A 22,477-nucleotide genomic window follows, 5' to 3' on the forward strand; every position below is an offset into this window, starting at 1 on the left:
GCATGATACGCTTATTAGTTTTTCTTATTTTAGCCGCAATCGTTTTGCCGCTTACTTATTTTCGCTTTAAACAATTTCCATTAGTAAAACGAATGATTATTTCAGGTGGCGCCCTTGCCGCTGCCGCCGTAGCACTTTTAATGCAAGAAAGTTATGCATGGTATATTGTAGCGCTTGCACTAGTTGGTGTGTCGTTCCTAGCCGCATTTGCTTTTGCGAAGATCATCACAAAAGAACGTCAAGAAAAATTGCGTATTGCGGAAGAACGCCGCGAACAAAAATTGCAGCAATCTTTAAAGAAATCAGCAGTTTTAGAAAAAGCACCGGCAATAGAAACTGATGAAAAGCCAATGTCGTTTGGCATGCAGTCGATTGATGCTGAGCGAGAGGAGATTACACGTGGATAATAAATTAGTTGGTTTAACATTTGCAGCCATATTTGGTTTTGCACTTATTGTATTCGGGGCAGCCAATGCCGGCGCATATGCTGTAGACACATGGATATTCCCAGTTGAAGAGTATGGCGATAACACGTATATCGGCACGAATGATGTATCCAATATGGAAGTTCCTGCTGCGAAAATGATGCTCGCAGGTCAATTAGAAGCGTGGCAAGCAGAAGCGAAACTTGACGTTGTCTATCAAGATGCAACAGCAACATATCCACTTGAAACTGCAGAAATTTTATTAGACGAAACGTTAAGTAGCGCTCAAACTGGATCACAAAATAGTTTTGTGTTTGGTCTTTCTCCAGATGCAACACGTGAATTTTTAGCAGAGCAATTTCCAGTTGTTACGTTTACAGAGACTGACATTGCAACGATCAATAACAAATTGGAAACTGCACTAAAAGCTGGCCAAACAAAAACAAAAGTTTCCATAAGTGATGATAGTTTAAGTGTAGATCGTGAGAAAGTTGTAGATGTCGTTTTCCCGACAAAATTTGTGAGCTTAGATAGCGCTACAGTTATCGAAGCATTAAATGGCATTCAATTAGCGCCTGAAACGCAATTTTCATTTTTAGACTTTATTGAAGAATTACCTTTAACAGATATTAGTGATGATGAATTGACGCAAATCGCTTCAACGATTTACGGCGCAGTATTGCAAACTAATTTTTTGATCGATGAGCGGAGCATTGGAACACAATTACCTGCACAAGTTCCAGCTGGCCAAGAAGCAGCAATCAATCGCCATTTAGGAGTTGACCTTGCTTTTACAAATCCAAACACAAGCTCATTTACCTTAAACTTATCGAAGAAAAAAGATTCGTTAAATGCTTCAATTAGTGGTTTTCCATTTGTATACGAATATGCAATTGGCATTACAGAAGAAAAAGAGATTGAAGTGCGAGTGGTGCAGCAATTTAGCGCATTTGTAACAAGTGGCAAAAAAGTAGAGGAGAAAGGATTAAAAGGGAAGAGTTTGACGGTTATTCAAACTGTAATCGACAACGATGAGCCGTTAGAAGTGGTAACGGTATCGAAGGATTTTTATCCCCCAATTCATCGTATCGAAGTTCTTCCATTAGAGAAAAAAGAAGAACCGGTAACAGAAGCACCTGTTGAAGGCGATTCAGACTTTGTTGATGCAAATGGAGACGGTGTTCATGACGATATCACTGCAGATCCGGAACCAGGAGATTCAGATTTTGTCGATGTAAATAATGATGGCGTTTATGATCCGCCAGTAGAAGAGTCGAACGTGCCAAAATCAGGTGAACCAGGATTTGTGGATGACAACAATGATGGTGTTTATGATGAAGTAGAAGACGAACAACAACAGCCTGAGAAGAAACCTGTTTATGATAAAGGCGGAAATTTGGTTACGGAATAATAGTCAGAAAGGAGGGGGCGGTATGGCGATTGTCAGAAAAAGACTAGGTGATATTTTAGTCGCACAGGGCTTGTTGACAGAAGCGGACTTACAAGAAACGCTAAACAATAAGCCGAGCGATCAAAAGCTCGGTGATGCTTTGTTGCAACGCGGAATCATCACCGAGCGCCAATTGATCGACACGCTTGAAGTTCAGTTAGGCATCCCCTACGTCTCGCTGTTCCGCTATCCGTTCGATCCAAAGTTATTTAACGTCGTACCAAAAGATTTTGCTAAGCGTAAACTTTTGGTGCCGTTAAAAACGGTGGGTGACCGTTTGTTTATAGCGATGAACGATCCGACAGATTTTATCACCATCGATGACCTCCGGCTGACGACTGGCTTTCATATTGAACCAGCAATCGCTTCAAAAGAAGATATTGTAAAAACCATTGCCAAATATTATGACGAAGAATCATATGATGAATTGTTAGAAGATATGCCACAAACAGCGGAAGAACAACAAAACGAATTAGACGACTCTGATGCGCCCATTGTCCGGTTAGTCAATCAATTGTTATCAAATGCCGTTTCACAAAAAGCTAGTGATATCCATTTAGACCCGCAAGAAAATCGAGTTCTTGTCCGGTATCGTATTGATGGAACACTACGCACGGAGCGAACCTTACCAAAGAGTATGCAACAAATGATGACGGCGCGGATTAAAATTTTATCCAATTTAGACATCACCGAAAACCGAATTCCACAAGATGGCCGGATTAAAACAACGGTTGACTTCCGAGCCATCGATTTGCGGGTATCGTCTTTACCAACAGTATTTGGCGAAAAAATCGTTATGCGAATTTTGGATTTGAGTCAAAACCTGACAGATATTTCGAAGCTTGGTTTTAGTGAACTAAATATGCAACGCTTTATGCGAGAAATCAGTAAACCAAATGGAATTGTTTTAATCTCGGGTCCAACTGGATCGGGTAAATCATCCACCTTGTATGCGGCGTTAAATAAACTCAATTCTGAGGAAGTTAACGTTATTACCGTTGAAGATCCCGTTGAGTATCAGTTAGAAGGCATTAACCAGATTCAAGTAAACGCAAATGTCGGTTTGACGTTTGCGGCAGGATTGCGATCCATCTTGCGACAAGATCCTGACATTGTCATGGTTGGAGAAATTCGAGACAAAGAAACAGCTGATATTTCGATACGTGCATCTTTAACTGGGCATTTAGTGTTAAGCACCATTCACACAAACGATTCAATCGCCTCGATTACGCGTTTAATGGATATGGGCATTGAACCGTTTCTTGTAACAGCGTCTTTAAATGCTGTTATAGCTCAACGGTTAATCCGCAGAGTTTGTCGTGATTGCAAAGAATTACACCCAGTTACAGTGAGAGAAAAAGAAATTGCAGCTAAACGCGGGATTCAACTGGAAACCATTGCGCGTGGGAAAGGGTGTCCTGCATGCAACATGAGTGGTTATAAAGGGCGTATGGCTATTCACGAAGTATTGGTTGTAGACGAAGACATCAAAGATATCATCAACCGCGGGGGTTCTGCAGCGGAAATTCGAGAAATTGCTATCAAAAATAAAACCATCTTTCTAATCGACGATGGATTATTAAAAGTAAAGGAGGGCATGACAACGACAGAAGAAGTACTTCGCGTTGCCATGACAGATTAGCCTATGACGACAACTACTACTTTTATTGATCGTATTTTGACAGAAGCGAATGACCGTGGTGTTTCCGATATTCATATGACGACAGGCATTACGCCTGTTTTTCGAATTAATGGGAAGTTGGTTCAGTTTGGTGACAAAAAACTCATGCCGGATGATACGTTTTCTATTGCTAAAGCCCTTATGCCTGTTTCATTATGGGATACGTTTCTAGAAAAAGGCGAGATGGACTATACGTATTCGATTCCAGGAGTCGCTCGCTACCGTGTCAATTCGTTTCATCAACGCGGGTCTATCTCACATGCATTTCGAACAATTGCATCAAACATCCCGACAATTGATGATCTTCAAATGCCAGATACACTGAAAAAACTAGCAGATACCCATCAAGGGCTAATTCTTGTAACCGGTCCTACAGGATCGGGTAAGTCGACAACGTTAGCGGCCATGATTCGTTACATGAACGAACATATGAACAAGCATATTATTACTTTGGAAGATCCGATTGAGTATATGCACAGTCATGGCACATCGGTTATTGACCAACGAGAAGTTGGCTTTGATACGAAATCATTTGCCAATGGTTTACGTGCTGCACTACGACAAGATCCAGACGTGATTTTAGTTGGGGAAATGCGTGATTTAGAAACAATTACGACCGCAATTACGGCAGCTGAAACGGGACATTTAGTGATGGGAACGCTACATACATCGAGTGCTGCATCAACCATTGAACGAATTATTGACGTTTTTCCCCATGAACAACATGCACAAATCCGTACGCAACTTGGTGGCATTATTAAAGCGGTTATTTCTCAACGATTATTGCCAACTGCTGATGGTAAAGGACGCGTCGCAGCAACAGAAATTATGATTTCAAACTCTGCGATTGCCAACTTAATCCGTTCAGAGAAAGTGCACCAAATTCCGAATGTTATTTTGACAAATCGTGCATTAGGCATGCACATGATGGAAACATCTGTACAAGAGTTGTTGAAAAAAGGCAAAATTACGCGTGAAGTTGCGCAACCTTATTTGATAGGGGTGGATTAAGATGGCTCGCTATAAATACGAAGGGCGTGACCGGATAAAAGTCAGATCTGGTGTTGTGGTTGCGAGTGGTCGCAGAGAAGCGGTTAGCAAATTACGTGATGAAGGAATACGCGTAATCGACATACGTGAAATGCCAACATCTGCTTTGCAAAAAGACATTTCAATCGGAAATCCCGTTAAACGTGACCAATTTATTATGTTTTTACGCCAGTTTTCAACCTTAATGCGTGCAGGTGTAACTATTGTTGATTCTGTTCATATTTTATCGCAACAAGTAGAATCAAAACCTTTACAACGAGCTTTAGCGGAAATCGCGGAAGAGTTGAGAAAAGGTAATTCTTTATCTAATTCACTTGCTAAATTCCCGAAAATTTTTGAACCTTTAACGATTAACTTAGTTAAAGCGGGAGAGTTAGCCGGAAACATTGATGAATCATTAGATAGTTTAGCCACACATTATGATAAAGCCTATCAAACGAGGCAAAAAGTTATTTCTGCCATGTCTTATCCGGTAGTTGTCGGTATTTTAGCAATTGGAGTAGTAATTTTTCTATTGTCTTCAATAGTACCAATGTTCGCAGATATGTTTTCAGGATTCGGTGGCGAATTGCCATTAATTACACAATTCGTCATGGGTGCTTCAGATTTTGTTCAAGGGTATTGGTATTTGCTTTTATTAGCAGGACTCACAATTGTAGCTGTAATTTGGCTAATGCGTAAAAATCCAAAAGGCAATATGATTCTGGATACTTTACTTATAAAGGCACCAATATTCGGTAAAATTATGCAAAAATCAGCACTTGCTCGTTTAACAAGAACATTAAGTTCATTATTTTCTAGTTCAGTGCCAATTTTACAATGTCTTACGATGACCGAAAAAGTGGTCGACAATGCTGTGATGTCAAAAGTGATCTTGCAAGCTCGTGACTCTCTTGAAAGAGGTGGTTCCCTAACGGAACCAATGCGAAAACATTGGGCATTTCCGCCACTAATACCACATATGATTTCTATTGGGGAGCAAACTGGATCTTTGGATCATATGTTAAGTAAAGTTGCTGAGTTTTATGAAAAAGAAGTCGAAGCTGAAACGGATCGATTAAAAGCCTTGATTGAACCTTTAATGATTGTTTTCTTAGCTGCTATTGTCGGGACTATAGTACTTTCTATTATGATGCCGATGTTTGAAATGTTCCAGAATGTGGACAATTTATAAGTATAAAAGTAAATTTTTATTAAAAATATATTATAAATTTATATAAAAACTATTGCAAAAATTAGTACTATTGATATAATTAACACATACTCTAAGTAGTATAAAAAAGTAAAATAATAGGGGGAAAGAAAATGAAAAAATATTTACAACAAAAATTAAATAACGAAAAAGGTATGACGTTAATTGAGCTTTTAGCTGTTATTGTTATTATCGCAATTATCGCGGCGATAGCGATCCCTGCGATTGGGAACATTATTGAAAATAGCCGCGTGGGTGCAATGAAGTCTGATGCTCTAAATGCTATTACTGCGGCTGGAGTGTATTATGCCGATAATCCTGCAGCAGCTGATAATGTTCCTGTATCTACTTTGAAAACTGATTACATGAGTGATACTGGAACGTTGAATCCAGGTTTAACGGTCAGTAAAGCTGGCTTAGTATCTGGGGATGCTGCAGTTAGTGCCACTCTTAAATTAACTTTTGATGGTGCAAATAAAAAGGCTATAAGTGGTACATCTAACAACGCTGATGCAGGTGATTATCTCACGGCACAACATGGTGGATTAGGTAAAGTAACAGTTACACGCTAAAAATTAAGACTAGGAGCTGAAAACATGGCCTTATCGTTTTTATCAAGAAAAGCACGCGTCGTCACCATTACAATAGAAGAAGACGCGATTCGTCATGTCGACTTGCAATCCTCTTGGCCACTTGAGCTAAACTGTGCGGAAGAATTACTTCTTCCCACAGGTATTATTGAGGATGGCAAAATCGTCGATGCAGAAGCGCTGGCCTCGGTACTCGATAAGGCTGTTAATCAGTGGGGTCTCTCTAAGAAGTCAGTCCGCTTCCTCGCCCCTGACGAATTCGTTATTGTCCGCAAAGTACCATACCCCGAAAATGTCCAAGTCGATGAATTAAAAGGTCATTTCTTTATTGAGATTGGCTCGACTTTGTACTTACCATTTGAAGATCCTGTCTTTGATGTGGTGCCGTACCATTTAGAAGACGATCAACCGGAAGCGATTATTATTGCTTCACGAGAATCCATTGTCCAAGCTTATGAAGATGCGTTTGAAAAAGTGAAGTTAAAAGCGGTTGTAGCGGATATTACACCTCTCGCGCTTTATCGTTTAACCCATTTGCAACATGATTTCGTTGAAGAAGAGCATGTAATGTTAATTGATTTGCAATCAAAAAAAATGACCGTTTCGATTTTCCATGAACATTACCCAATGTTTATGCGTCCAATCGATATAGAAATTGAAGATCCATTTTTAGCAGATCGTACTGCAGTTATGGACACAGTTGAAATTGAAGCTGAAAAACTAGCGAACTTTTATCGTTACAATATGAATGCGGGACAATTTGGTGTAACAAAAATAGTGTGTAATGGTGACTTTTACGACTGGCCGACGTTCCAACAAAATCTAGAACGACGTTTCCAAATACCGGTGTTACCTGTTGTTATTGATGCGATTCCGTGTGGCGAAGAAAAAGATGTGCCTAGACGCTTTAACCGGGCAATCGGTCTCGCGCTGAAAGAGGTGTAAAATACTATGTTGGTAGATATTAACTTATTGCCGCAAAAAGAGCGGGACCGTCCCGCTTTTCTTATTGCGGCGATTGCGATTTTGTTGTTGGCTGTAATCGTTTGGGCAGTGTTTGCCATTATAGCTAACGCCAATGAAAATGAACAGCAACTGTTAGCTGCACAAACTGTCCAAGTCACCTCTGAACAAGCAGCCATCCGCGCTAACTTGGAAGCTGCACAAGGGATGAACGAAGAACAGCAATTAAAAGTGACAGTTGATTGGGCGGAAAGCTATCAATTTGATACGGTTCCTCTTTTAGAAGAATTGGTTTCTATTTTGCCAGCACGTGGATTTTTTGAAAGCTTCTCATACACAGGCTTAGATCAAGCAACTTTATCTGTTCAATTTGATACGACTAGACAAGCTGCGTATTACTTAGCGCAACTAAAAGCGTCAGAACTTATTAAGTCAGTCACACTAGACGGTGTCGCACAAAAAGAACTTAGTATTGAAGAGAGTGGAGAAGTTATAGAAGAAGTTGAAGAAAAACTGCCACGATACATAGCAACGTATACGATTCTTTTTGATGACCAACGCCTTCCAACAGACGATACGGCAGTTCCAGTTGACGGCGAAGCAGCAACTGAAACTCCGGTTGAAGAGGTTGTTGAAGAACCGACTGAAGAAGTTGAAGTGAACGTAGATGTTACGACTGAAACCGAATCACCAGAAACCGCTCCAGCAGAAACAGGAGGGGATGAACAGTGAGTAACTACTCGAAAAGCCAAAAAGAAAAAGGTTTAATCATTTTAGCGAGTATTTTCTTGATCGCTTTATCAGCATACTCATATTTTATGGTTTATGTTCCGACGAAAGAAACGAGAATTCAAGCTGAACAAACCTTAAGTTCTGAACGTGACGTCTTGATTGCCTTGCAAACACAATTTAAAGAATTGCCGGAAACTGAAAAAGTAAATCCGCGCGAATTGCAACGAAAAGTTTCAGTTGAGGCGTTAACAGAGTTAATCGTATTGCAAATTGAACAAGCTGAATTAATGTCAGGGACACTCGTTGACAACATTGGCATCACAGAAGGTCTTGTTGAATTACCTGTTCCTGTCGAAGGTCTTGAAAATCTTCAAGAAGTGCTAACGACCGTTACGGTAAAAGCAGATGATTACCGTGAGATTACAACTTTTATTGAAAAAGTGGAAGCAATGGAACGCATTATGATTGTCGAAGCCATCAATTTTAGTTCGGGAGAAGAAATCACGACAACCGAACAAGTGAACGAAGACGATGCAATTGATGTCACGTTAACTTTTTCCGCATATTTCAGACCTGATCTGATTGCTTTGGCAGATACGTTACCAAAAGTGGATACGCCAACTCCAGCGGGCAAAAAGAATCCGTTGCCAGATTATAATGGGGTAGATTTAGCGGATGAAGAAGCTCAAGATGATAATGCTGTTAAAGTAAACGTTGACGTGGATGTTGAAGAAAGTGCATCAGCATCGAACGAGTAAGGAAGAAAAGAGAAATCATTGCGATTTCTCTTTTTTTGATAGAATAGAGTTTAAACTTAAGTGTTTTTTATTATTAAACTAAAGCAAAGAGGGTTTCTATGGTATTAACTTATTCTGTTTTTATTGGTGTATTTGGACTGGTTTTCGGATCATTTTTTAATGTAGTTGGCCTGCGTGTGCCGAAAAAAGAGTCGATTGCTTATCCGCCGTCACATTGTACAAACTGCGATCGCCGATTAACTGCGCTAGATTTAGTGCCGGTATTTTCTTATCTATTCTTAAGAGGAAAATGCCGTACATGTAGCTCGAGCATTCACTGGGTTTATCCTTTAATGGAAGCGATCACTGGCATTTTATTTGTTGCATCGTATTTAGTGTTTGGTCTTACACCAGAATTGATCGTAGCGATTTTGTTTGTGTCGTTACTCGTTATTATCACGGTATCTGATATTGCGTATATGCTTATTCCTGATAAAGTGTTGTTGCCGTTTGCAGTTGTGCTACTCGGCTTGCGTTTTGTGATTCCGCTAGATCCATGGTGGAATAGTTTGCTTGGTGCGGTCGTCGGTTTTTCGTTGCTATTCTTAATCGCTATCGTATCTAAAGGTGGCATGGGTGGTGGCGACATTAAGTTATTTTTTGTGATTGGGTTAGTGCTTGGTTTAGGTGGAACGTTAATGACCTTATTTTTCGCATCGTTTATTGGCGCGGTCGTGGGCATTATTCAATTACGTGTCACGAAAAAAGGGCGCAAATCCCCGATTCCATTTGGTCCATCTATTGCGGCCGCAGCGATTATTGTGTATTTCTGGGGCGAAGGAATTCTCACATGGTATATGAATTTTCTAGGATGAAGACTTAATTAGGAATGTAGACTACTCGATTCGTTTGAGTTGTCTACATTTTTTTCGTTGATGTCAAACCGCTCCGGACGCTTTGGGGATGGCTCTCGCCAAAAGCCAGGGAGACCACCTGTCTTTTAGCTTCGCCTACCCCGTAAACGCGCCTTCGCTAGTATACAGTTTTACATTAGCAAGTAATTAAAATAGGGTGTTTTGCAACCAGGTAATGTTTTTACACTAAAAATTTAAGAATCATAGAGAAGAAAGCCAGTTGTGAAAATACATTTTGAATATCTTTGTTTATTTTATTCTATAGTCGTATGAACACTTTGAGCATAGCTCTCATAAAAAGCTAGTATGAAGGTGAACGTTACACCTTTTAATATTTATTAACCTATATTTGTAGCAGTCCTTTTGGGAAATATAATAAATCAGATTTATCAACACCTACCACAAAGCGCTTCAAGACTTAAAGAACAACCAAATCTCATTTTTCAACAAGCCTATCAAAGCAAAACTCATTTTTCATCATTTGTTTTCGCGTTTACGGAAATGGTATGATTCTTGAAAAAAGGAGAGATTCTCTTATGAAATTTAAATCTAATTTCCCACTCATACTCGCTTCCCAATCACCACGCCGCCAAGAATTGCTTAATATGCTTGGAGTTGACTTTACTATTAAACCAAGCACGAAAGATGAACCGGATCCGCAGCAATTTCAAACAGCGCTCGGCTATGTGTTAGCTTGTGCTGCACAAAAAGCTCAAGAAGTGGCAGCTGACAATAGAGATAGTGTCGTTATTGGTTCAGATACAATTATTGTATTAGATGAAGAGATTTTATTAAAGCCGAAAAGCAAAGAACAAGCTAAAAGCTATTTGCAAAAACTATCAGGTCAAACGCATCACGTTATTACTGCAGTAACGGTTGTTCATGGCGATAGCGAATTGTCATTCCATGAAACAGTGCAAGTCACATTTTTTGAATTGCCGGAAGCGTGGATTGATGCCTATATCAATACAGAAGATCCATATGACAAAGCAGGTGCTTATGGCATTCAAACAGTATCTGGTTTGTTTATTAAAGACATTCAAGGTGATTACAACGCAGTTGTTGGTTTACCGGTTGCGGCATTAACGCAAAAACTGAATGCTGCAGGGTTTATTTCGTTAGAAGGGAGCGGTGTTCAATGCTAAACGATACACCGTTAATGATTCGTGATGTTCATGTTACAGATCGCCCTCGTGAACGTCTGATAAACCAAGGGGCATCAGCGTTATCCAATCAAGAACTCATTGCCATTTTACTGCGCACTGGCAGTCGACAAGAATCGGTGCTCCATTTGGCAAATCGCGTGCTTACTCATTTTGAACACATTCAAGAATTAAAGAACGCCACGATTGAAGAAATGGTGGCGATTAATGGCATCGGCCAAGCAAAAGCGGTGCAATTACTTGCAGCGGTCGAACTTGGCCGCCGTTTGTCTTCCAAACAAACCGACACGAAATTTACCATTCGTTCACCTAAAGATGCCGCTTCTTATTTAATGGCAGATATGACCTCGCTCAAGCAAGAACATTTTGTTGTTTTGTTCCTCAATATTAAAAATCAAGTGATGCACAGACAAACGATTTTTGTCGGCAGCTTGAATGCTTCTATCGTTCATCCTCGAGAAATTTTCCGTGAAGCGGTCCGTCGTTCGACAGCTTCTATTGTTTGCGCACACAATCATCCCTCTGGTAATCCAGCACCTTCTCCTGAAGATATAGAAGTCACCAAACGACTAGTTGAAGCAGGCAGCATTATCGGAATCGAACTACTCGATCACGTGATTATCGGTGACCACCAATTCATTTCGTTAAAAGAAAAGGGGTTCATGTAGCACTGTTTATTTTTTTTCTTTTCGTCTATAATGATTGGTATTGTGTCCTCACGATTGTGGGGGGGCAGCTGTTTAAAAGAAGGGACGAAAAACTTTGTTTGGATTTGGTTCAAAAGATGTTGGAATAGACTTAGGCACGGCAAATACATTGGTGTATATTAAAGGCAAGGGCATTGTTCTTCGCGAACCTTCTGTTGTCATTAAAAATAAAACGACTGGCGAAATTGTAGCCGTCGGTAGCAAAGCGAAAAACATGATGGGGCGTACAGCAAGTTCTATTGAAGCCGTTCGTCCAATGCGTGACGGCGTGATAGCCGATTACGATACGACGTTAACGATGATCAAGTATAATCTTGTAGAAGCGTTTCGAGCAGTTGGTGGCAAATGGAAAACGGGAACGGTTATGATTTGTGTGCCTTTTGGCATTACGTCTGTTGAACAGCGTGCGGTTTTAAATGCGGCTCGTTCGGCTGGAGCTCGTGAAGCTTACACAATAGAAGAACCTTTCGCTGCAGCAATTGGAGCAGATTTACCCGTATGGGAACCTGTTGGCAGTATGGTCGTCGATATTGGGGGCGGAACAACAGAAGTCGCCGTTATTTCACTTGGCGGAATTGTTTCGAGTGAATCGATTCGTGTTGCTGGAGATGCATTGGATTCAGAAATTATCCAGTATATTCGCAAAGCGTATAAAGTATTGATTGGTGAAAGAACGGCAGAAGCACTTAAAATCGGCATTGGTTCTGCGGTTATTATGGAAGCTTCTGAAAAAGATGTATCGATGGAAATTCGTGGGCGCGATTTAGTAACAGGTTTTCCAAAAACGCTGCAAATCACAGCTGGTGAAATTGCAGAAGCGTTGAGTGAACCTGTAGCGGATATGTTAGCTGGGATTAAAGCAGCTCTTGAGAAAACACCGCCTGAATTGAGTGCAGATATTATCGAAAACGGCATGGTGTTGACTGGTGGAGGGGCGTTATTAAAAAACCTCGATCGTTTAATATCAAAAGAAACCTCCATGCCGGTATCTATCGCTGAAAACCCATTAGACTGTGTCGCGCTTGGCACAGGAAAGGCGCTTGAGAATAGAGACAAATTCCGACGCCAGTTATCATTTAAATAAGGAGGATGGCGATATGCCACAACTTTTAACAAACAAGCGGCTTATTTTGCTGCTGTTGGGTGTCATCCTGCTCGTTGCACTAATTTCTTTTTCGCTCCGTGATCGCGACAACGTGTCGCTTCCGGAACAAATCATAAAAGATGCTGTTGGGGCCGGGCAGTCGGTATTTTCACGACCTGCTCATTTTGTGACTGGAATTTTTGATAATGTCGATTCGTTACTGAATACATTTGAAGAAAACCAGCATCTGAAAACGCGCTTAGAAGAATTTGCGGGTGTGCAGGCTGAAGTAAAGGACTTGCGTTCTGAAAATGAAGAACTGAAAAAAATTGTTGGAAAAGAAGAAGATTTGCGAGACTTTAATCCGATACAAGCAACTGTTATTGCACGGAACCCGGATCAATGGGAAGAAAAGTTGATTTTAAACCGAGGATCAAACCAAGGCGTAAAACCGAACATGGCGGTTATGACAGCAAGTGGCTTAATCGGCAAAGTGACGTTAACCACACCGACTACTTCAACAGTTGAATTGATTTCGACACTCAACCCGAACTACCGCGTTTCCGCGATGGTCGTTGGTGGAGCGAAAGATGTTTACGGTCTTATTGAAGGGTACGATGCAGAGCGTCACGAATTATTATTAAAACGCATTGATGCGAATATTGAATTGAAAAAAGGCGACCAAGTGATTTCAAGTGGGCTTGGCGGAATTTTCCCGAAAGGTGTTTTAATCGGGACGATTACGGAAGTAACAATTGACGAATTTGGTTTAACAAAGCTTGCTTACGTCAAACCAGCAGCTGACTTTTCGCTGTTAAACCACGTTATTATTGCAGATCGAGTGATGCCAGAAGTGGACGGTGAAGACAATGGCGTGACAGGAGACGATGAATCATGATTCGTTTTCTCATTCCTTTGATCTGTCTCGTTTTGTTTTTCATGGAACCGGTTTTTGGTCTTTTTTCGCCATTAAATATTGGTGGCGAATTGAATTATATTGTGCCGCGTTTTCTCATTATGTTTTTGATCTTCCTCACGCTTTATTATGATTTAAAACATGCCATGTTTTATGGATTATTTTTCGGGCTCTTGTATGATGTCTTTTACATTGATATTATTGGATTATATTCTTTTTTGTACCCGGCCATTTGTTTGGCTGCAGCAGCTGCGTTCAAAAAAATCCCTCGGAATTTATTGACAGCGACCTTGCTGACGCTTGTTTTATTGGCATTGTTCGAGTTTTTGCTTTACCAATTCTTCCTGCTTATTTCATTTACGGGAATGCCGCTTGGCACATTTATCACGACAAGATTATGGCCAACCATGATTGCCAATTCCATTTTCTTGGTGATGCTCGGCTGGATTTTCAAGTCGGTAATGGTCACGCAATTAACAGAGCGTGACAATAAGATAGGGTTATATTAATGAAAGCGCAGGTGACATTTTTTTGAAGAATCTCGTTAATATTAAAGGGAAAAATAAAGGACTTGTGCTGTATCTCGATGATCAATGTGCATATTCTGAGTTGTTGACCGAGTTAAAAGCGAAAGTATCGGATCCTGCGCTAGACAGTGATACCGAAGTGACGGTGCATTTAAACAAACGTTATTGCACAGAGAGTCAAATTCAAGAATTGAGCAAAGTGGTTGCGACAAACCCTCATTTAAAAGTTGTCGGAACAACGAGCGATATTTTAAAAGTTGAAGAATGTGAACAAAAGATAATTGAAAGCCAGTCCGAAACATATGTCGGTATCGTGCGATCAGGACAAGTGATCAAAGCGGAAGGCGACTTAGTCGTGATCGGCGATGTTAACCCGAACGGTCGCGTTGAAGCAGGCGGCAGTGTGTATGTATTAGGTCGATTAAAAGGTGCAGCGCATGCCGGAACAAAAGGCAATCGCGATGCAGTCATTGCAGCATCTTGGCTAGAAGCAACACAATTGAAAATTCACGATGAATTGGAAACCATGACAGACGAATTGTCTAGTTTATCGGAACAACCGGAAATGGAATGTGCATATTTACATAAAAATGGCACCATCATCATTGACCGTTTACAGGAATTGCGGTTTATCCGTCCGCAAATTTCAACGTTTAAAGGAGGAAGCTAGTGTGGGAGAAGCTATCGTAATTACATCAGGTAAGGGAGGCGTCGGAAAAACGACGACAACCGCCAACCTCGGCACTGCATTGGCCCTTCAAGGGAAAAAAGTATGCTTAATCGATACCGACATTGGATTGCGTAACCTCGACGTTATTTTAGGACTCGAAAATCGCATCATTTATGATTTGATTGACGTATTAGAAGGTCGTTGCAAAGTGCACCAAGCGCTTGTCAAAGACAAACGTTTTGAAGATATGCTTTATTTATTGCCAGCAGCGCAAACTGCTGACAAAAATGATGTTAATCCAGAACAAATGAAAGAGCTCGTAACGGAGCTGAAAAAAGATTATGACTTTGTTATTATCGATTGCCCAGCCGGCATCGAGCAAGGGTATAAAAACGCTGTAGCGGGAGCGGACCATGCAATTGTCGTGACAACTCCTGAAATTTCAGCCGTTCGTGACGCTGATCGCATTATCGGTTTGTTGGAACTTGAAGAAAACATCGATGCACCCCGTTTAATCATTAACCGCATCCGTCCGCATTTGATGAAAGCGGGAGAAGCACTGGATGTCAATGAAATCACGACACATTTGTCGATCGATTTACTGGGCATCATTGCAGACGACGAGCGTGTCATTTCAAGCTCGAACAAAGGAGAACCGATCGTTATGGACCCGTCCAACACCGCTGCACTTGGCTACCGCAACATTGCGCGCCGCTTGCTAGGTGAATCGGTTCCTTTGATGAGCATGGAAAAAGCACCGCCAAGTTTGTTCACAAAAATTAAAGCAGTCTTTACGAAATAAATTAGTTTGAGCCTTCGCTATTATAGCGAGGGCTTTTTTTAAAACTTTCGGGAGGTGTGGAATGAACGATTTTTTACTTGTGCAAATGGTTTCGGCAGAACGATTGAAATCTGGCCACGAATTAAAGGTGCCTGTTTTATCTGAGTTAAAAAATTCATTAGCTGGTGTAAGTGGTGAACAACGGACGGCTACTTTATTGACTAGAGAGTTGGATTTGTCAGGAGATTTTGTGTTATTGAGTGATGTTACTATTCCATATAAAGACAGCTCGGTGCAAATTGATTTGCTAGTGATTCATGCAAATTTTGTATGTGTGTTAGAAGTAAAGAATATGATTGGGGATTTTTATTTTGATTCGGTTAACTATCAGTTTCACCGAGTTATCGATGGCCGAAGAGAAGGTATGCGCAATCCAGAAGCGCAAGTGCATCGTGCGGTAAAAGCAGTTAATGGGTTTTTAGGCGTTCCGGTTCAAGGTGTCATTGTTTTAACGAGCCGATCTAGCAAAGTAGTCGATGCCCCTAAACTTTATCCGGTTGTGTCGCTTGATTATTTGCCGTTTCATTTAGAGAAGATGGTGGAGGGTTCGCCACATTTTGATGTGGCAAAGCTAGCGAACAAGTTAAAAAAATTACCTCCGCAAGAGATTAGTAAGTCCTGGCTCGCGCGTCATCAAATTAGTTTTGATTCTTTGCGGCTTGGTGTGACATGTCCAACGTGTCGAACGTGTTCGCTAATTTGGCGAGACCGCAAATGGCATTGTGAGATCTGCGGTTTTCATTCGCGAGATGCTCATGAAGTGACGCTTCAAGAATATGCGGTTTTGTTTGGTAGCGAACTGGATACGCGATTTGCGTACCGGCTACTTGGAGTTGAAAACAAATATGTGCTGTACCGGTTGCTTGAAAAGTCAGCGCCGAAAAGTCGGATTCGTGGAAAGAGACAAATTATTGAAAGTCGCGAGCTGTTGCGTGAGTATTTTAGTCGCATTTATCGGTGACCGCACCTCCAATGGGGAAAAGCGCACCTCAATCGTCCAAGACCGCACCTCGCGACCGCAAAAGCGCACCTCAAACAACAAAGACCGCACCTCGCACCGAGATAACCGCACCTCGCACAAATCAAAACCACACGCGCCACAATCAATTTCCCGAAATAGTACATTCTCTATTGACTCGACTAGTTCCCACATGGTATTATTCTAATGTTATGTTTGTAGCGTATCGTTGCTACAACCGCTCGAATCAGGTTACTTTAAGAAGATGCTTCGGCAGATCACCTGAATAGGCGAGTCTTAATCTAGAGGAGGTGCAAGGATATGTACGCGATTATTGAAACTGGTGGAAAACAAATCAAAGTTGAAGCAGGCCAAGAAATCTACGTTGAAAAATTGAACGGAGAAGCTGGTGATGTTATCACTTTTGACAAAGTTCTATTTGTAGGTGGAGATGATACTAAAGTGGGTGTTCCTTTTGTTGAGGGAGCTACTGTTACGGCTAAAGTTGTAAAAAGCGGCCGCGCTAAAAAGATCACTGTTTTCACTTATAAAGCGAAAAAGAACTATCACAAAAAACAAGGTCACCGTCAGCCATACACAAAATTGACTGTCGATGCAATTAACCTGTAAGAATGATACTTGTAACTGTAAAAGAAACGTCAAACCGCATTTCTTCCTTTGAAATGTCAGGTCACGCGGATTACGCTGAACACGGGCAAGACCTCGTATGTGCTGGAGCATCTGCTGTCTCTTTCGGAGCGGTGAATGCCATCATGGAGCTGACGGGAATCGAACCAGACATTCAGCAAGCGAATAGCGGCTTTTTAAAAGTCAGTTTTCCGAATAACTTGGATGAGAAGACAGATCAACAGGTTCAACTGTTAGTGCGCTCTATGATTGTTTCATTAAAAACGATTGAACAAGACTATGAAGAATATATTAAAATAACCTTCACAGCTTAGGAGGTGGGACAGAATGTTAAGATTAGATCTTCAGTTTTTTGCATCTAAAAAAGGTGTAGGTTCAACGAGAAACGGACGTGACTCAGAATCTAAACGCCTTGGCGCAAAACGTGCAGACGGCCAAGAAGTTACTGGTGGTTCAATTTTATACCGTCAACGCGGGACTAAAATTTATCCAGGTGAGAACGTTGGACGCGGCGGAGACGATACACTTTTTGCTAAAATCGACGGAGTTGTTCGTTTCGAACGTTACGGACGCGATAAGAAAAAAGTTAGCGTATATCCAGTTGCACAAGAAGCTTAATACAAAACGAAAAGGGCTGCTTTCGCAGTCCTTTTTCTTTTGATAATAATCGACGCACTTCACGAGACAAGATAGACGCATTATTTTAGGAATTTACTGCGAATTATTGGTATACTGGAATAAGAAGCTGAATCAGGACGTGACTTATGGAAAAACCAATGACAGTGGCACAATCGCTTCGGCATGCGCGCCATGATTTTTTAAATGACCTTCAATTAATCAAAATGAATATGGATCTTGGTCGTCTCCAAGAGGCGCAAGCGCTTATTCGTTCGTATGCCGAAGCGTCTATGCATGCCAGTCGGTTAGCTGACATCGGGCTACCGCTGACAGAGGAGTGGCTGTTGACAGTCAATTGGCGCTTTCCTGGATTTAATTTTCTTGTAGAGTGTCAGGCTGTTGCAGCACCCGCACATTTAGATGGCGAATTCCGGCGTTTTTTAGAGGGTTTTGTGGAATTAGCAAAAAAACAATTGAGTCCTTATCAAGTGTTTGATTGTGAGATTTTATTGACATCCGACGCAGCGTTTTTTGAAATAATTATCAAGTGTTCGGAGAGTTGGCCGGACTTGAAGCTAGTGGAAACAGATGGATTCACTGTACGAAAAGAGTGTAGCGAAGACGGCACAATAGTGGCTGTTCGTGCACAGATGGAGGGATAATATGTTTGTCGATCACGTAAAAGTTTATGTTAAAGGTGGCGACGGCGGAGATGGCATGGTTGCTTTCCGTCGCGAAAAATATGTACCAAACGGCGGTCCTGCCGGTGGAGATGGTGGTAAAGGCGGGAATATCGTCTTTATCGTTGAAGAAGGATTGCGTACGCTAATGGATTTCCGTTACAAACGGATTTTTAAAGCAGAACGCGGAACGCACGGCATGAGCAAAAATCAACACGGTGCGAAAGCCGAAGATACATTGATTAAAGTTCCACCAGGCACAGTTGTAAAAGACGTCGATACAGGCGAAACAATTGCTGACCTAGTTGAACATGGTCAAACTGCAATTATTGCTAAAGGCGGACGCGGCGGACGAGGAAACTCACGTTTTGCAACGCCTGCAAATCCTGCTCCAGAGCTTTCGGAAAAAGGCGAACCGGGTTATGAGCGCAACGTCATTTTGGAATTGAAAGTGTTAGCGGATGCTGGACTTGTTGGATTCCCGAGTGTTGGGAAATCGACATTATTGTCAGTCGTTTCTGCAGCGAAACCAAAAATCGCTGAATACCATTTCACAACGATCGTTCCAAACTTGGGCATGGTTGAAACAGAAGACCAGCGCAGCTTTGTTATGGCCGATCTTCCTGGATTAATCCAAGGCGCACACGAAGGAATCGGTCTTGGTCATCAATTCCTACGTCATATCGAACGCACGCGTGTTATTATTCACGTCATTGATATGTCGGGTCTTGAAGGACGCGATCCTTATGAAGATTATTTAACAATCAATGAAGAATTAAAACAATACAATATGCGTTTAACAGAACGTCCGCAATTGATTGTTGCAAATAAAATGGATATGCCAGATTCTGAAGAGAATTTAGCGAAATTCCGTGAGAAATTGCCGGAAGATGCACGTATTTTCCCGATTTCTGCGTTGTCGCGTAAAGGCTTAAACAATTTATTGTTTGCCATTGCAGATGTGATTGAAGTAACACCAGAATTCCCATTAATGGGCGATGAAGAAGCTGATTCAGAAAGCACTGTATTGTACAAACACGAAACAGATGCTGATGGCTTTAGCATTACACGCGGTCCTGATGGTGCATTTATCTTGTCTGGTTATGCGATTGAACGTATGTTCAAAATGACAGACTTTTCTCGTGAAGATTCAATTCGTCGCTTTGCTCGTCAAATGCGCGGCATGGGAATTGATGATGCCCTTCGTGAACGTGGAGCGGAAAATGGCGACACGGTTCGCTTGCTTGAATTCGAATTCGAATTTATGGATTGATGCGGAGGTAGCTTGAATGAAGGATATTTCGGAACAACGGTATTATTTAGTGCGTGAAGACGTTTTAACAGAAGCGATGCAAAAAACGCTTGAAGTGAAAAGAATGTTGCAAAATGACCGCATTTCGATTATGGATGCCGTTAACAAAACAGGTCTTTCACGCTCCGCGTTTTATAAATATCGTGACGCTGTATTTCCGTTCCATTCGATTGTCAAAGAACGGATCTTGACGGTCTTCTTGCAATTAGAAGACCGCTCAGGAACGCTTGCGACACTTCTGCAAACAGTCGCTGAAAATGGCTGTAATATTTTAACCATTCATCAAACCATTCCGATTCAAGGACGGGCGAATGTGACTTTGTCTTTGGACGTTACGGCGATGGATGGGAACTTGGACGTATTTTTGCAACAGCTGAAAAAACTTGATTTTGTCGAGTCGGCTGATGTGGTATCAAGCGGATCATCTTAATGGAGGAATGTTTAAATGACTGGACAAGCTATAAGTAAACGAATCTCATATTTAGGGCCGGAAGCGTCATTTACACACCTTGCGGCAACAAAAGTTTTCCCTGATAGTACCCTAGTGCCATTTACAACCATTCCTGAATGCATAGAAGCAGTGGCAGAAGGCAGCGTAGATTACGCTGTCGTCCCACTGGAAAATGCATTAGAAGGATCGGTTCCATTAACTGTAGATTATTTATTCCATGAAGCTCAATTGTATGTGACAGCTGAAGTATTGTCGCCGATTGAACAGCATTTATTGGTGCACCCTGAAAACCGCCACGCGGAATCATTTGAAGCGATTTATTCGCATCCGCATGCATTGGCACAATGCCACAAATACCTTTACTATACATATAAAAATACGCCACTCGAGCAATATAGCTCAACAGCAGCGGCAGCTAAAATGGTATCTGAATTGCCAGAGCGCAATATCGCAGCAATAGGCAATGAATTTTCAGCCCGAAAATACGGCTTGGATATTTTGCAACGCGATATTCATGATTTCCATTTTAACCACACACGCTTTTTCGTGTTGTCAAAAACCAATCATAAGCTCGAAAATCCGGATCATGAAGACCAAATCAAAACAACCTTGATGATGACTTTGCCAGAAGATGACCGTTCAGGTGTGTTACACCAAATATTGTCGGTTTTTGCATGGCGCCGTTTAAACTTGAGTAAAATCGAGTCCCGTCCATTAAAAACAGGTCTAGGTGATTATTTCTTTATTGCAGATGTACTAGCAGATGAAAACGATGCGATGATGCGCGGTGCCTTTGAAGAACTAACAGCTTTAGGTTGTACGGTAAAAACGCTCGGCTCGTATTATACTTATAAAAATTAAAAAAAATCCCGCAGCGGAAATGCTGCGGGATTTTTTCATTTAATGACTTATTCGCTGTCTTCTAATAAAAACCCGTGCTCCCGCATTGCGTTTACAGCTTGGTCAAGGGTCTCGTTGTCTGGCCCAGTAATGGTGTGAAGGTGCGTCCCATCTGTTAGCTCGAGCAAATAACTAGCTCCTGTATCACGTATGCGTTTCATAAAGGCTTCTACTTCTTGAACGTTCGATACATGAACGCCTGCAGTTAATTCACCATATACGGGATGCTCAATCGACACATCTATAACAGTAACCCCTGCTTCGACTAATAGCTTCAATTCTAGTTCAGTGTCTTCGGCTAGGTGACGACAAGCAATGCGTCGACTTGCTTTTTCTGTCGTACGGTCCATTAAATACAAATACCCTTGGCTCGTAGCGATGATTGGTTCGCCTTTTGCTTTTAGCAAAGTCATATCCCCTACAATCACTTGCCGAGATACGTTGGTAAGAGCAGCCAAATCACTGCCGGTTATCGGTTCGTTTGCCGTTTTAATTTTTTCGAGCAAAAATTGGCGCCGTTGTTCACCTAATAATTTTTTCATTTAAATCCCTCACTTATCGACTCGTTATAGTTATCTTATCATGTGCCGAACAACAGTGGGATTATTTCGTCTAAAGCACAAGAATATGCTATAATTGTTAAGTTGAATTAAAGGAGAGACTGTCCATGTACGATTACATAAAAGGCACGGTGACACGCGTAACGCCTGAATATTTAGTAATAGAACAACAAGGAATTGGCTGGCAAATCTTTGCGCCAAATCCGTATTCATTTGGCACAGAGGATTTGCAAGTGTTTTTGCATCATCATGTACGTGAAGATGCTCAATTGTTATTTGGTTTTCCAACTTTCGAGCAGCGGGAATTATTTCGTAAACTAATTTCGGTTTCTGGTATCGGTCCAAAAGGGGCATTAGCCATTTTAGCGAGCGGACAACCGCAACATGTCATCGAAGCGATCGAACAGGAAAATGAATCGTATTTAGTGAAATTCCCAGGAGTCGGTAAGAAAACAGCTCGTCAAATGATTTTGGATCTAAAAGGCAAGCTTACTGAGTTTTTCGGAGATTCGTTAGGCGTGGAAGACACGAGTAACTTGCTATCTAACGACCAACTAGAACTTGAAGAAGCAATGTTGGCACTCGGAGCTCTTGGCTATTCAGAACGGGAAATCAATAAAGTAAAACCGCAATTACGTGATTTGGATTTAGATACAGAAGGCTTTATGAAAAAAGCGTTGCAGTTATTACTTAAACAAAACTGATGAA

General features: G+C 41.3%; 27 protein-coding genes and 1 other annotated feature. Of the genes, 26 read left to right on the top strand and 1 reads right to left on the bottom strand.

Translation table 11 applies throughout. The features are described 5' to 3' along the window. Positions 1-2: 2 nt before the first annotated feature. The 25 genes from BCM40_RS06680 (at position 3) to pheA (ending at position 21,170) form a co-directional block, all read left to right on the top strand. Entirely contained in the window at positions 3-407 is a 405-nt protein-coding gene (locus tag BCM40_RS06680) for a hypothetical protein (RefSeq protein WP_065526615.1), read from the top strand. Beyond that, positions 400-1,836, top strand: a complete 1,437-nt coding sequence (locus tag BCM40_RS06685; RefSeq protein ID WP_065526614.1) for a VanW family protein — start codon at positions 400-402, stop codon at positions 1,834-1,836. Before BCM40_RS06680 ends, BCM40_RS06685 begins: the two co-directional genes overlap by 8 nt. Before the next feature lie 22 nt (positions 1,837-1,858). Continuing rightward, positions 1,859-3,517, top strand: coding sequence for a GspE/PulE family protein (locus BCM40_RS06690; RefSeq protein WP_197681401.1), 1,659 nt, complete (start codon positions 1,859-1,861; stop codon positions 3,515-3,517). 3 nt (positions 3,518-3,520) lie between these two features. Continuing rightward, positions 3,521-4,567, top strand: a complete 1,047-nt coding sequence (locus BCM40_RS06695) for a type IV pilus twitching motility protein PilT (protein ID WP_065526613.1) — start codon at positions 3,521-3,523, stop codon at positions 4,565-4,567. Position 4,568: 1 nt separating this feature from the next. Then, the gene (locus BCM40_RS06700) at positions 4,569-5,780 is read left to right on the top strand and encodes a type II secretion system F family protein (protein WP_065526612.1); all 1,212 of its coding nucleotides are present in this window, start codon (positions 4,569-4,571) and stop codon (positions 5,778-5,780) included. Positions 5,781-5,911: 131 nt separating this feature from the next. Then, complete coding sequence (locus BCM40_RS16565; protein WP_065526611.1) at positions 5,912-6,370, top strand: prepilin-type N-terminal cleavage/methylation domain-containing protein; 459 nt, start codon at positions 5,912-5,914, stop codon at positions 6,368-6,370. A 24-nt stretch (positions 6,371-6,394) separates the two neighbouring features. Continuing rightward, a complete protein-coding gene (gene pilM / locus BCM40_RS06710; protein ID WP_065526610.1) occupies positions 6,395-7,333 on the top strand; it encodes a type IV pilus biogenesis protein PilM in 939 nt (312 codons plus the stop codon). Positions 7,334-7,339: 6 nt separating this feature from the next. Next, positions 7,340-8,083 carry a fimbrial assembly protein gene (locus BCM40_RS06715; RefSeq protein ID WP_065526609.1) on the top strand — a complete coding sequence of 248 codons (744 nt, stop codon included), beginning with the start codon at positions 7,340-7,342 and terminating at the stop codon, positions 8,081-8,083. Further along, entirely contained in the window at positions 8,080-8,841 is a 762-nt protein-coding gene (locus BCM40_RS06720; protein WP_065526608.1) for a pilus assembly protein PilO, read from the top strand. Before BCM40_RS06715 ends, BCM40_RS06720 begins: the two co-directional genes overlap by 4 nt. A gap of 98 nt (positions 8,842-8,939) precedes the next feature. Next, entirely contained in the window at positions 8,940-9,695 is a 756-nt protein-coding gene (locus BCM40_RS06725; RefSeq protein ID WP_065526607.1) for a prepilin peptidase, read from the top strand. Positions 9,696-10,270: 575 nt separating this feature from the next. Then, positions 10,271-10,879: a Maf family protein gene (locus BCM40_RS06730; RefSeq protein ID WP_065526606.1), complete on the top strand. Its 609-nt coding sequence runs from the start codon at positions 10,271-10,273 to the stop codon at positions 10,877-10,879. Then, entirely contained in the window at positions 10,873-11,565 is a 693-nt protein-coding gene (radC, locus tag BCM40_RS06735; protein WP_065526605.1) for a RadC family protein, read from the top strand. Before BCM40_RS06730 ends, radC begins: the two co-directional genes overlap by 7 nt. Positions 11,566-11,659: 94 nt before the next feature. After that, entirely contained in the window at positions 11,660-12,688 is a 1,029-nt protein-coding gene (locus BCM40_RS06740; protein ID WP_065526604.1) for a rod shape-determining protein, read from the top strand. 13 nt (positions 12,689-12,701) lie between these two features. Then, positions 12,702-13,586: a rod shape-determining protein MreC gene (gene mreC / locus BCM40_RS06745; protein WP_065526603.1), complete on the top strand. Its 885-nt coding sequence runs from the start codon at positions 12,702-12,704 to the stop codon at positions 13,584-13,586. After that, positions 13,583-14,113, top strand: coding sequence for a rod shape-determining protein MreD (gene mreD / locus BCM40_RS06750; RefSeq protein WP_065526602.1), 531 nt, complete (start codon positions 13,583-13,585; stop codon positions 14,111-14,113). The genes mreC and mreD overlap by 4 nt, the downstream gene beginning before the upstream one ends. 16 nt (positions 14,114-14,129) lie before the next feature. Further along, entirely contained in the window at positions 14,130-14,801 is a 672-nt protein-coding gene (gene minC / locus BCM40_RS06755) for a septum site-determining protein MinC (protein WP_156851267.1), read from the top strand. Position 14,802: 1 nt separating this feature from the next. Further along, on the top strand, positions 14,803-15,603 hold the full coding sequence (gene minD, locus BCM40_RS06760) for a septum site-determining protein MinD (RefSeq protein WP_065526600.1): 801 nt from the start codon (positions 14,803-14,805) through the stop codon (positions 15,601-15,603). A gap of 61 nt (positions 15,604-15,664) precedes the next feature. Next, on the top strand, positions 15,665-16,603 hold the full coding sequence (locus BCM40_RS06765; RefSeq protein WP_065526599.1) for a nuclease-related domain-containing protein: 939 nt from the start codon (positions 15,665-15,667) through the stop codon (positions 16,601-16,603). 223 nt (positions 16,604-16,826) lie between these two features. Continuing rightward, positions 16,827-16,908 (top strand) — a sequence feature (ribosomal protein L21 leader region). 13 nt (positions 16,909-16,921) lie between these two features. After that, positions 16,922-17,230 carry a 50S ribosomal protein L21 gene (rplU, locus tag BCM40_RS06770; RefSeq protein ID WP_065526598.1) on the top strand — a complete coding sequence of 103 codons (309 nt, stop codon included), beginning with the start codon at positions 16,922-16,924 and terminating at the stop codon, positions 17,228-17,230. A 2-nt stretch (positions 17,231-17,232) separates the two neighbouring features. Beyond that, positions 17,233-17,562, top strand: coding sequence for a ribosomal-processing cysteine protease Prp (locus tag BCM40_RS06775; protein WP_065526597.1), 330 nt, complete (start codon positions 17,233-17,235; stop codon positions 17,560-17,562). A 13-nt stretch (positions 17,563-17,575) separates the two neighbouring features. After that, positions 17,576-17,866 carry a 50S ribosomal protein L27 gene (rpmA, locus tag BCM40_RS06780; RefSeq protein WP_008431505.1) on the top strand — a complete coding sequence of 97 codons (291 nt, stop codon included), beginning with the start codon at positions 17,576-17,578 and terminating at the stop codon, positions 17,864-17,866. A 146-nt stretch (positions 17,867-18,012) separates the two neighbouring features. Then, the gene (locus tag BCM40_RS06785; protein WP_065526596.1) at positions 18,013-18,528 is read left to right on the top strand and encodes a Spo0B domain-containing protein; all 516 of its coding nucleotides are present in this window, start codon (positions 18,013-18,015) and stop codon (positions 18,526-18,528) included. A 1-nt stretch (position 18,529) separates the two neighbouring features. Then, a complete protein-coding gene (obgE, locus tag BCM40_RS06790) occupies positions 18,530-19,819 on the top strand; it encodes a GTPase ObgE (protein WP_065526595.1) in 1,290 nt (429 codons plus the stop codon). A 16-nt stretch (positions 19,820-19,835) separates the two neighbouring features. Beyond that, on the top strand, positions 19,836-20,288 hold the full coding sequence (locus BCM40_RS06795; RefSeq protein ID WP_008431510.1) for an ACT domain-containing protein: 453 nt from the start codon (positions 19,836-19,838) through the stop codon (positions 20,286-20,288). 15 nt (positions 20,289-20,303) lie between these two features. Continuing rightward, on the top strand, positions 20,304-21,170 hold the full coding sequence (pheA, locus tag BCM40_RS06800) for a prephenate dehydratase (protein WP_065526594.1): 867 nt from the start codon (positions 20,304-20,306) through the stop codon (positions 21,168-21,170). A 47-nt stretch (positions 21,171-21,217) separates the two neighbouring features. On the opposite strand, the gene BCM40_RS06805 is transcribed toward pheA, so the two are convergent. Then, positions 21,218-21,751, bottom strand: a complete 534-nt coding sequence (locus tag BCM40_RS06805) for a transcription repressor NadR (protein ID WP_065526593.1) — start codon at positions 21,749-21,751, stop codon at positions 21,218-21,220. Positions 21,752-21,876: 125 nt separating this feature from the next. Between BCM40_RS06805 and ruvA the strand changes: the two genes are divergently transcribed. Next, entirely contained in the window at positions 21,877-22,473 is a 597-nt protein-coding gene (ruvA, locus tag BCM40_RS06810) for a Holliday junction branch migration protein RuvA (protein ID WP_008431513.1), read from the top strand. The last annotated feature ends 4 nt before the right edge of the window (positions 22,474-22,477 follow it).

Source organism: Planococcus donghaensis (assembly GCF_001687665.2).
In the GTDB taxonomy this organism is placed as follows: Bacteria; Bacillota; Bacilli; order Bacillales_A; family Planococcaceae; genus Planococcus; species Planococcus donghaensis.

Excerpts from the sequence above, each read along its gene's own strand:
- radC (WP_065526605.1), top strand. The coding sequence starts at position 10,873 with ATGCTAAACGATACACCGTTAATGATTCGTGATGTTCATGTTACAGAT.
- BCM40_RS06730 (WP_065526606.1), top strand. The coding sequence starts at position 10,271 with ATGAAATTTAAATCTAATTTCCCACTCATACTCGCTTCCCAATCACCA.
- BCM40_RS06805 (WP_065526593.1), bottom strand. The coding sequence starts at position 21,751 with ATGAAAAAATTATTAGGTGAACAACGGCGCCAATTTTTGCTCGAAAAA.
- ruvA (WP_008431513.1), top strand. The coding sequence starts at position 21,877 with ATGTACGATTACATAAAAGGCACGGTGACACGCGTAACGCCTGAATAT.
- BCM40_RS16565 (WP_065526611.1), top strand. The coding sequence starts at position 5,912 with ATGAAAAAATATTTACAACAAAAATTAAATAACGAAAAAGGTATGACG.
- pheA (WP_065526594.1), top strand. The coding sequence starts at position 20,304 with ATGACTGGACAAGCTATAAGTAAACGAATCTCATATTTAGGGCCGGAA.
- rplU (WP_065526598.1), top strand. The coding sequence starts at position 16,922 with ATGTACGCGATTATTGAAACTGGTGGAAAACAAATCAAAGTTGAAGCA.
- BCM40_RS06715 (WP_065526609.1), top strand. The coding sequence starts at position 7,340 with ATGTTGGTAGATATTAACTTATTGCCGCAAAAAGAGCGGGACCGTCCC.
- mreC (WP_065526603.1), top strand. The coding sequence starts at position 12,702 with ATGCCACAACTTTTAACAAACAAGCGGCTTATTTTGCTGCTGTTGGGT.
- BCM40_RS06690 (WP_197681401.1), top strand. The coding sequence starts at position 1,859 with ATGGCGATTGTCAGAAAAAGACTAGGTGATATTTTAGTCGCACAGGGC.
- BCM40_RS06680 (WP_065526615.1), top strand. The coding sequence starts at position 3 with ATGATACGCTTATTAGTTTTTCTTATTTTAGCCGCAATCGTTTTGCCG.
- pilM (WP_065526610.1), top strand. The coding sequence starts at position 6,395 with ATGGCCTTATCGTTTTTATCAAGAAAAGCACGCGTCGTCACCATTACA.
- BCM40_RS06775 (WP_065526597.1), top strand. The coding sequence starts at position 17,233 with ATGATACTTGTAACTGTAAAAGAAACGTCAAACCGCATTTCTTCCTTT.
- BCM40_RS06765 (WP_065526599.1), top strand. The coding sequence starts at position 15,665 with ATGAACGATTTTTTACTTGTGCAAATGGTTTCGGCAGAACGATTGAAA.
- BCM40_RS06725 (WP_065526607.1), top strand. The coding sequence starts at position 8,940 with ATGGTATTAACTTATTCTGTTTTTATTGGTGTATTTGGACTGGTTTTC.
- BCM40_RS06785 (WP_065526596.1), top strand. The coding sequence starts at position 18,013 with ATGGAAAAACCAATGACAGTGGCACAATCGCTTCGGCATGCGCGCCAT.
- rpmA (WP_008431505.1), top strand. The coding sequence starts at position 17,576 with ATGTTAAGATTAGATCTTCAGTTTTTTGCATCTAAAAAAGGTGTAGGT.
- BCM40_RS06695 (WP_065526613.1), top strand. The coding sequence starts at position 3,521 with ATGACGACAACTACTACTTTTATTGATCGTATTTTGACAGAAGCGAAT.
- BCM40_RS06795 (WP_008431510.1), top strand. The coding sequence starts at position 19,836 with ATGAAGGATATTTCGGAACAACGGTATTATTTAGTGCGTGAAGACGTT.
- BCM40_RS06700 (WP_065526612.1), top strand. The coding sequence starts at position 4,569 with ATGGCTCGCTATAAATACGAAGGGCGTGACCGGATAAAAGTCAGATCT.
- mreD (WP_065526602.1), top strand. The coding sequence starts at position 13,583 with ATGATTCGTTTTCTCATTCCTTTGATCTGTCTCGTTTTGTTTTTCATG.
- obgE (WP_065526595.1), top strand. The coding sequence starts at position 18,530 with ATGTTTGTCGATCACGTAAAAGTTTATGTTAAAGGTGGCGACGGCGGA.